Below are 8213 nucleotides of genomic sequence, written 5' to 3' on the forward strand. Positions count from 1 at the left end.
GTGGCCAGGTGCCGGTCCAGGCAGTTGACCGAGACGTTCAGGACGCCGTCGGCGAACCAGCGGATACGGAAGTCTTCGCGGTTGAAGGAGACGTCCTTGACCACGCTGAAGGGGGTGATCCAATCCAGCCGTTCGGCGACCTTGGTCCAGTAGGCGTCAGGGTTGGTTCCGACCTCTGCGACGGCGGCGGCATAGCCCGCGGCGTCCATATGCGCGCGTTCAGCCCAGGATTTCGGAACCGGAAAGACTTCGCCGTCGCTCACGCTGCGCACTCCCATTTCAAACTTTTGGGGAGTTATGCGGGTTGCGGCGCTCGGCGCAACTGCCGAGCCGCGCGAACTTGCGTTTCGCGTGGCTGCGGCGCCCGCGCGCCTTGTCGCGGCCGGCGGGATCGGAGATGTGTGGCGGCTTGGCCATTGGAGACCCGCCGCATGCGTCCCATCCTCGCTCTCGCGCTCGCCGCCCTGATCACATCGCCGGCGCTGGCCGCTGAAGCCGATGGCGCGCGGTGGTGGTCGCATGTCGAGACCTTGGCCGGTCCGCAGTTCGAAGGCCGGCTGACCGGCAGCCCCGGCTACGACAAGGCCGCGGCCTATGCGGCCGACCGTTTCAAGGCCTATGGCCTGCTGCCGGCCGGAACGGACGGCTACCTGCAGCCGATGAAATTCACCGTCCAGCGCGTCCTCGCAGACCGCTCGATCGCGGCCCTGGTGGTGGACGGCCAGGTCCAGCCCCTGCAGGTGGGCCCTGACATCCTCCTGGGTTCGCGTCTGCCTCAGCCCAAGGCCATCGAGGCGCCGCTGGTCTTCATCGGCTACGGCCTGCATCTGCCGGAGATCGGCTATGACGACTTTTCCGGCCAGGACCTGAAGGGCAAGATCGCGGTCTATGTGAACGGCGGGCCGTCCGATATCTCGGCGGCGCTGAAGTCCCACTCGCGCGGCTCCGAGACCTGGCGCGCGGCCCAGGCGGCCGGCGCCGTCGGCCTGATCGCCCTGCCGACCCCGAAATCGATGGACGTGCCGTGGGAACGGCAGATCGCCAATTCCAGCCAGCCCGGCATGTATCCGGCCGATCTGGCCTTGCGTGAAGTGAAGGGCGAGCGGTTCTCGGCCAGCTTCAATCCTGCCCAGGCCGAGAAGCTGTTCGCGCGTTCGGGTCACAGCTTCGCCGAGGTGTTAGCGCTGGCCGACGCCTCCAAGCCGATCAAGGGCTTCGACCTGAAGATCGGGCTTAAGGCCCAGGTCGCCGCCGACGTCACCGAGGTCGCCTCGTCTAACGTCGTGGCGAAACTGCCGGGGACCGATCCCAAGTTGAAGGCCGAGCACGTGGTGATCACCGCCCACCTCGATCACCTCGGGCTCAACACCACGGGCCAGGGTGCGCCCTATTATGCCGGGGCCATGGACAACGCCTCGGGCGTCGCCTCGGTGCTGGAGATCGCCCGGACGCTCAGCGAGTCCAAAGCCAAGCCGAAGCGCTCGATCCTGTTCGTGCTGGTGACGGGTGAGGAAAAGGGCCTGCTGGGCTCGAAGTATTTCGCCGAGCGTCCCAGCGTGCCGGTCCGCTCGGTGGTCGGCAATCTGAACATGGACATGGCGCTGCCGCTGTGGCCGCTGAAGTCGGTGATCGTCCTCGGCGTCGACGAAAGCACGCTGGGCGACGCCGCCCGGGCCGCGGCCGTCGCCCAAGGCTTGGAGGTGGTCGCCGACCCCTATCCGGATCGCAACTCGTTCATCCGCTCCGATCAGTACAGCTTCATTCGCGCTGGCGTGCCGGCCCTGGCCTTCAAGTTCGGCTTCAAGGCCGGCACACCGGAGGCGCAGATCGAAAAGACCTGGCGCGCCGAGCGCTATCACGGGCTAGCCGACGACCTGACCCAGCCGGTCGAGCGCGCCGACGCGGTGAAGTTCAACGCCTTCATGGCGCAGGTCGCCATGCAGGCCGCCGACGCCCCCGAGCGTCCCACCTGGAAGGACGACAGCTTCTTCAAGCGGTTTGCGAAGTAGGGGGCGAGCCGGAACGCTCCCCGGGCTCTTGTCTCGGGGATCCATACACGCAGACCGGCCAGGTAAGCCGTCGACCTCGGAGGCATGGATGGCCGGCTCAAGAGGCCGGCCATGACGAGTAGATTGGGGAGGAAGAGCCCTCTCCGTCCGCCCACCCGATGGAAGGAAATCGGACCTGTGCGAAGTAGGGGGCGACATCGTTCAACCGCAGCGCCATCTAGAGGCCTCCTTCGCGCGGTTGGATTGTCGGCCCTGGCGAACGGTAAGATGCCCGGACCCCGGACGCACTGTGCTGGATTAGGAATTTAGATGCTGCTCCACCTCTCCACCTGGCAAGAAGTCGAAGCCTATCTGGAACGCTCCAAGACGGTGATCGTGCCGATCGGCTCCAATGAACAGCACGGGCCGACCGGCCTGCTGGGCACCGACTGGCTCTGCCCTGAGATCATCGCCCACGAGGCGCAGAAAAGTTCCGATCTGTTGATCGCTCCAACCTTCAACATCGGCATGGCTCAGCATCACCTGGGCTTCCCCGGCACCATCTCGCTGCGACCCTCGACCTTTATCGCCGCCATCGGCGATTGGTGCCGCTCGCTGGCCGGGCACGGGTTCGAGAAGATCTATTTCCTGAACGGTCACGGCGGCAATGTCGCCACCATCGAAGCGGCGTTCTCTGAGCTGTACGCCGAGGCCAGCTTTGGCCGGACCGAGCGCGGGTTCGCCTGCAAGCTCAAGAACTGGTGGGAGCTGCGCGGCGTCAACGCCCTGGCCCATCGGCAATTCCCGGTCGGCCACGGCAGCCATGCGACGCCCTCGGAAATCGCCGTCACCCAGTGGGCCTATCCGGACGCCATCAAGACCGCCAACTACGCGCCGCAGATCGCGCCCACCGGTCCGATCCGCGAGGCGCTCGATTTCCGCGCCCGCTATCCCGACGGCCGAATGGGGTCCGATCCGGGCCTGGCCACGCCGGAAAAGGGCGGCGAACTGGTGGCCCTGGCCGCCGAGGGTTTGATCGCCGACGTGGCGGACTTCTCGGCCGAGGTGTTTCCGGCGCGGGGCTAGAGCTAGGCGGTGACGATCTGGCCGTTCACGACTGTGAGCGGCCAGGGCGTCAGGCGCTCATCGGCGCAGGGGCCGGCGATGCAGACACCGTCCAGCGGTCGGAACAGGGCCGCGTGGCCCCCGCAGAGGATCAGGTCGCCCTCGCGGGTCAGGTAGCGGTCGTCCCAGGCGGCTAGCGGCCAGCCGGCGTGAGGACAGGAATCCACATAGCCGCGGATCTCCTCGCCCAGCCGCACGACGAAGCCGGCGAACATCTTGCTGTCTGCGCGAAACCGGAAGCCCTTCGATCCGGGATCGGCCAAGTCGGCCACCGCGCAGAGCGCGACGCCGGCCGGCGGCCGGGCTGGATTGTCGGAGCTATCGCGCGTCAACCGAGCTTTCCGAGCGACGGGCGGAAGGCGGTGATGTCGACGCGCTCGAACAAGCCCGCCTGGTTGTAGGGGTCGCCGGCCGCGAGGGCCTGGGCTTCGGCGAGGGTCTCCATCTCCACCATGATGATCGATCCGGCCATGTCGCCATTCTCGTTCAGCATCGGACCGCCCAGCCGCAGTTGGTCGCGGAAGCCGCCGACATAGGCCAGGTGGGCCTCGCGCGTGGCCATGCGCAGTTCCAGGGAGTTCGGCTTGTCGACGCAGTAGATGGCGAAGATGGTCAAGGCGGCGGTCCTCTTAGCGTTCGGTGGTGATCGGGCGGGCGAGCAGGGCGGCGATGGCCTCGTCAACCTTGGCCTCGCCGGCCAGGATGGCCGCGACGGCGGCGCAGATCGGGGTTTCGACGCCCAGCTTGTTCGCCAGCGCCAGGACGGCGGGGGCCGAGGCGACGCCTTCGGCGACAGAGACCTTTCCGGCCAGGGCCTGTTCCAGGGTCTGGCCGGCGCCCAGCGCCAGGCCGACGCTCATATTGCGCGACTGCGGGCTGGAGCAGGTGAGCACCAGGTCGCCGAGCCCGCAGAGGCCCGCGACGGTCTCGGCCTCACCGCCCAACGCCACGGCCATGCGGGTCATCTCGGCGAAGCCGCGGGTGATCAGGGCGGCGTGGGCGCTGCGGCCCAGGCCCCGACCCTCGACCACGCCGCAGGCGATGGCCAGGACGTTCTTCACCGAGCCGCCGATCTCGGCGCCGATCATGTCGGTGGCGAGGTAGGGGCGGAAAGTCGGCAGGCTCAGCGCCGCGGCGAGTTGGAAGCCCATCTCCTCGTCCGGGCAAGCCAGGGTGACGGCGGTCGGCAAGCCCTTGGCCACGTCGATGGCGAAGCTTGGTCCCGACAGCACCGCCGGTGAGGCTTGCGGCAGGCCCTCGTTGAGCACCTCGGTCATCAGCTTGAGCGAGCCCTGCTCGACGCCCTTGGAGCAGAGCACCATCGGCACGCCGGCGCGGGCGTAGGGCCGGAAGGCGTCTAGGCTGCCGCGCAGGTGCTGGGCCGGGGTGACGTTCAAGACGAAGTCTGTCTCGCCGAGTTCGGCGAGGTCGCTCGTGGCCCGGACCGGCGCATCGAACACCACGCCAGGCAGGAAGGTCTTGTTCTCGCGCGCCTCGTTGATGGCGCTGACCACCTCAGGCTCGCGTGCATAGAGCGTGGTGGCGAGGCCCGCGCGGGCGCAGACCAGGGCCAGGGCGGTGCCCCAGGCTCCGCCGCCGATAACGCCAGCAGTCTTCATGCCTTGGCTCCTTTACGGCCGGGAACGTGGGTTGGGTTGGCCAGGGCGGCGGCCTCGTCCAGCGGCCAGCGCGGCCGGGCCGGCGCATCCAGCGGGTCGGTGATCCCCAGGGCCAGCCGCTCAGCTCCGGCCAGGGCGATCATCGCGGCGTTGTCGGTGCAATAGGCGAGCGGCGGGGCGTCGAACGAGAAGCCTCGCGCGGTCGCGATGTCCTGGAGTTTGGTGCGCACAGCCGTGTTGGCCGCGACCCCGCCGGCGACGACGAAACGCAAGGGAGCGCCCTCGTGCTCGCGGGCATAGGCGACCATCGCCTTGTCGGTGCGGTCGGACAGCTGGCGGGCGATGGCGGTCTGGACGGCGGCCGCCAGGTTCTTGCGCTCGATGTCGGTATTGACCGTGGCGGCCATGCGCGAGGCGGCGGTCTTCAGCCCGGAGAACGAGAAATCGAACCCTTCACGCCCCAGCAGGGCGCGGGGCAGGGCGTAGCCGCTGGGATCGCCGCCCTCGGCGAGCTTCTCCAGGGCTGGGCCGCCGGGATAGGGCAGGCCCATGCTCTTGGCGATCTTGTCGAAGGCCTCGCCCGCGGCGTCGTCGATGGTCGAGCCCAGGCGACGGCAGGCGCCCACCCCCTCAACGGCCAGAATCTGGCAGTGGCCGCCGGACACCAGCAGCAGCAGGAACGGATAGGGGATGTCGGCGGCCAGCCGCGCGGAGACCGCGTGGCCCTCCAGATGGTTCACCGCGACCAGCGGCAGGCCGCGCGCCAAGGCGACGGCTTTGCCGAACGACAGGCCCACCATCACGCCGCCGACCAGGCCGGGACCGGCTGTCGCCGCCACCCCGGTGAGATCGCTGTAGCTGACGCCGGCGGTGCGCATCGCCTCGGCGACGATGGCGTCGATGGTCTCGACGTGGGCGCGGGCGGCGATTTCGGGCACGACGCCGCCATAGGGGGCGTGGGCCGCGATCTGGGTGCCGACGATCGAGGACAGCACTTCAACCCCGCCGGAAACATCCAGGCGCACCACCGCCGCGGCGGTCTCATCGCAGCTGGTTTCCAGGCCCAGGACGGTCAGCGGCTCGATCACTCGGTCTCCCGGTGGTTGCGACTTGCGGTCCCGTCCTATAGGCCGGGACCTCCTTTGAAACGCCGAGGTAGACTGCGCGTCGTGCCCACGCAACCGCCCGTCCGGATCGGAGCCCGCGGCTCCAAGCTTTCGCTGGCCCAGGCCGGCATCATGCAACGCCGTATCGCAGCGGCGCTCGGAGCCGATCCGAGCGACCCTGCGCAGGTGGAGGCGCGCGCGCCTCTGATCGTCATCACCACCAGCGGGGACCGTATCCAGGACCGTCGCCTGATGGAAATTGGCGGTAAGGGCCTGTTCACCAAGGAAATCGAGGAGGCGCTGCTCGACGGCTCCATCGACTGCGCGATTCACTCGATGAAGGACATGCCGGCCCTGTTGCCGGAGGGCCTGTGCATCGCCGCCATCCCTGAGCGCGAGGATCCTCGCGACGCCTTCCTCAGCCACAAGGTCGCTCGCCTGGAGGATTTGCCGCAGGGCGCGATCCTCGGCACCGCCTCGCTGCGCCGTCAGGCCCAGTCGCTCCACCGCCGCCGCGATCTCGACGTCCAGATGCTGCGCGGCAATGTCGATACGCGCCTGGCCAAGCTGGCGGCCGGAGACGCCGACGCCATCCTGCTGGCGATGTCGGGTCTGATCCGTCTGGGCCTTGGCCATCTGCCCCAGAGCCTGATCGACCCCGTCGAGTGCCCGCCCGCGCCTGGCCAGGGCGCCCTGGCCATTGAGACTCGCATTTCCGACATTGGCGCGCCCTGGCTGGAAGCGGTGCGTCACGCCCCGACCGCCGTGGCCGTGGCCGCCGAACGCGGCGCCCTGACCGCCCTGGAAGGTTCCTGCAAGACCGCTGTCGGGGCGCATGCGCGGCTGGCCGGCGGCGGCCTGCATCTGATCGTCGAGGCGCTGTCTGCGGACGGCGTCCACCGTTTCCGCCGCGAGGGTTCGGCCGAGCTCTCGTCGGCCCAGGACCCGTTGGATGCGGCCCGCGCGCTGGGCCTCTCCCTTGGCGCGGCGGTGCGCGAAGAGGGCGGCGATCTCATCCTGCTGCCGGAATGATCCGAACCGTGGATTGATTCCGCGGCCGTCCCCCTCCAGGGTCTCGGGCGATATAGGTCTTTTCCACCTGCGATGAACGCCGCCCGACCCTTGAAGATCTGGATCACCCGCGCGCAGCCGGGGGCGGACGCGACCGCCGCGCGGGTCCATGTGCTGGGCCACGCCACCCTTGTGGCGCCGCTGCTGGCGGTCGAGATGCTGGAGAACGTCGAGGTCGACTTGACCGGCGTTGGGGCGTTGGCCTTCACCAGCGCCAATGGACTGCGGGCCTTCGCTCGGCTTAGCGCTGATCGCTCGTTGAGGGTCTTTGCCGTCGGCGCGGCCACGGCCCAGGCCGCGCGTCAGGCGGGTTTCAAGCAGGTGCTGTCGGCGGATGGCGACGTCGCGGCCCTGGCTAGGGGTATAGCTTCGCGGCGGGCGGAGATCGGCGGGGCGGTCCTGCATCCCGGCGCGGCCGAGTTGGCCGGCGACCTGGCCGGCGCCCTGGAGCAGGCGCGCGTCGAGGTGCGGGCCCTGACGCTCTACGACACCTTGCCGACCCGGTTTGAGCCTCGTCAGATCGAGCAATTGGCGGACGTGGACATCGCCCTGGTCCACTCGGCCAAGGCGGCCGCGGCCCTGGCCGTCATCCTCAAGAACCATCCTCAGCCGCACCTGCGCGTGCTCGGCCTTTCCAAGGCGGTGCTCAAGCCCTTGGCTCGCGCCGAGGTTTCGCAGAAGACCTTCGCGCCCTTTCCCCTCGAAGCGGCCTTGCTGAACTTGATAGACCGTTAGGGTGTGAGGGTGACCAGCCGTGCGAGGCGCGGGTCTGGAAGGCCGACACGAGCCCAATTGGTCAGATCTCGATCTAGAGAGCCGTATTTTCGTCGAGAAGGCCGCTGATCGGGTGCGTCTGGTGACGAGTTTCGTCGAAAACGGGGAGCTGATTCATCCGCGCCACGAACGGCGCGAGCCGACCACGGGCGAATTGCCGAAACTGCAGGTTTCCTGCGCAATCTCAGTGGCTTACCTATGGGCGGGAAAGGCCTCGGCGCCGCGCTGTTCGGTCGGGGAAGGCCTCTGTGAGGAGGAGGAACCGCCCGTTCCACCGGCCCGGCATGCTGGTTGGCGGCGCGCTCAAGCAAGGCGGCGCTTGGCGAGCGGCCCGAGAGTCGCTAAGTAGGCCCTCCTTCGCGGGGCCAATCGCCCCACGAACGCGCACCAGGCCGCTTTAGCTCAGCTGGTAGAGCACCTCATTCGTAATGAGGGGGTCACAGGTTCGAGTCCTGTAAGCGGCACCATTTTCCCATGAACAAGTCGGCGGCGCGGCGGCTAGAGCCGATCCGGCCGCGTGGGCGTCATCT

At 68.5% G+C, this 8213-nt stretch carries 9 protein-coding genes and 1 tRNA gene; 5 read left to right on the plus strand and 5 right to left on the minus strand.

Annotated features, from left to right (window positions below):
* Positions 1-209: acetyl-coenzyme A synthetase N-terminal domain-containing protein (locus tag Q7T84_RS10565; RefSeq protein WP_304808553.1), on the minus strand; the 209-nt coding region annotated here is incomplete at its 3' end.
* Between the two features lie 222 nt (positions 210-431).
* On the opposite strand from Q7T84_RS10565, the gene Q7T84_RS10570 reads away from it, so the two are divergent.
* Both Q7T84_RS10570 and Q7T84_RS10575 read left to right on the plus strand, forming a co-directional pair.
* Entirely contained in the window at positions 432-2009 is a 1578-nt protein-coding gene (locus Q7T84_RS10570; RefSeq protein ID WP_304808538.1) for a M28 family metallopeptidase, read from the plus strand.
* Between the two features lie 309 nt (positions 2010-2318).
* Complete coding sequence (locus Q7T84_RS10575; RefSeq protein WP_304808540.1) at positions 2319-3074, plus strand: creatininase family protein; 756 nt, start codon at positions 2319-2321, stop codon at positions 3072-3074.
* 2 nt (positions 3075-3076) lie between these two features.
* Here the strand turns inward: Q7T84_RS10575 and Q7T84_RS10580 are convergent, their stop codons facing one another.
* From Q7T84_RS10580 to tsaD, 4 genes are read right to left on the minus strand one after another with little or no spacing between them, the layout of a single operon-like run.
* A complete protein-coding gene (locus tag Q7T84_RS10580; RefSeq protein WP_304808542.1) occupies positions 3077-3445 on the minus strand; it encodes a Rieske 2Fe-2S domain-containing protein in 369 nt (122 codons plus the stop codon).
* Positions 3442-3729: a YciI family protein gene (locus tag Q7T84_RS10585; RefSeq protein WP_304808544.1), complete on the minus strand. Its 288-nt coding sequence runs from the start codon at positions 3727-3729 to the stop codon at positions 3442-3444. Before Q7T84_RS10585 ends, Q7T84_RS10580 begins: the two co-directional genes overlap by 4 nt.
* Positions 3730-3742: 13 nt before the next feature.
* On the minus strand, positions 3743-4732 hold the full coding sequence (locus Q7T84_RS10590; protein ID WP_304808545.1) for an NAD(P)H-dependent glycerol-3-phosphate dehydrogenase: 990 nt from the start codon (positions 4730-4732) through the stop codon (positions 3743-3745).
* Complete coding sequence (tsaD, locus tag Q7T84_RS10595; protein ID WP_304808547.1) at positions 4729-5820, minus strand: tRNA (adenosine(37)-N6)-threonylcarbamoyltransferase complex transferase subunit TsaD; 1092 nt, start codon at positions 5818-5820, stop codon at positions 4729-4731. The genes Q7T84_RS10590 and tsaD overlap by 4 nt, the downstream gene beginning before the upstream one ends.
* Before the next feature lie 81 nt (positions 5821-5901).
* On the opposite strand from tsaD, the gene hemC reads away from it, so the two are divergent.
* The 3 genes from hemC to Q7T84_RS10610 all read left to right on the plus strand — a co-directional run bounded on the left by hemC (position 5902) and on the right by Q7T84_RS10610 (position 8150).
* Entirely contained in the window at positions 5902-6870 is a 969-nt protein-coding gene (gene hemC / locus Q7T84_RS10600) for a hydroxymethylbilane synthase (protein ID WP_304808549.1), read from the plus strand.
* A gap of 90 nt (positions 6871-6960) precedes the next feature.
* The gene (locus Q7T84_RS10605; RefSeq protein ID WP_304808551.1) at positions 6961-7644 is read left to right on the plus strand and encodes a uroporphyrinogen-III synthase; all 684 of its coding nucleotides are present in this window, start codon (positions 6961-6963) and stop codon (positions 7642-7644) included.
* 430 nt (positions 7645-8074) lie between these two features.
* Positions 8075-8150 (plus strand) — tRNA-Thr (locus tag Q7T84_RS10610).
* The last annotated feature ends 63 nt before the right edge of the window (positions 8151-8213 follow it).

Origin of the sequence: Phenylobacterium sp. (genome assembly GCF_030654915.1) — a bacterium.
In the GTDB taxonomy this organism is placed as follows: domain Bacteria; phylum Pseudomonadota; class Alphaproteobacteria; order Caulobacterales; family Caulobacteraceae; genus Phenylobacterium.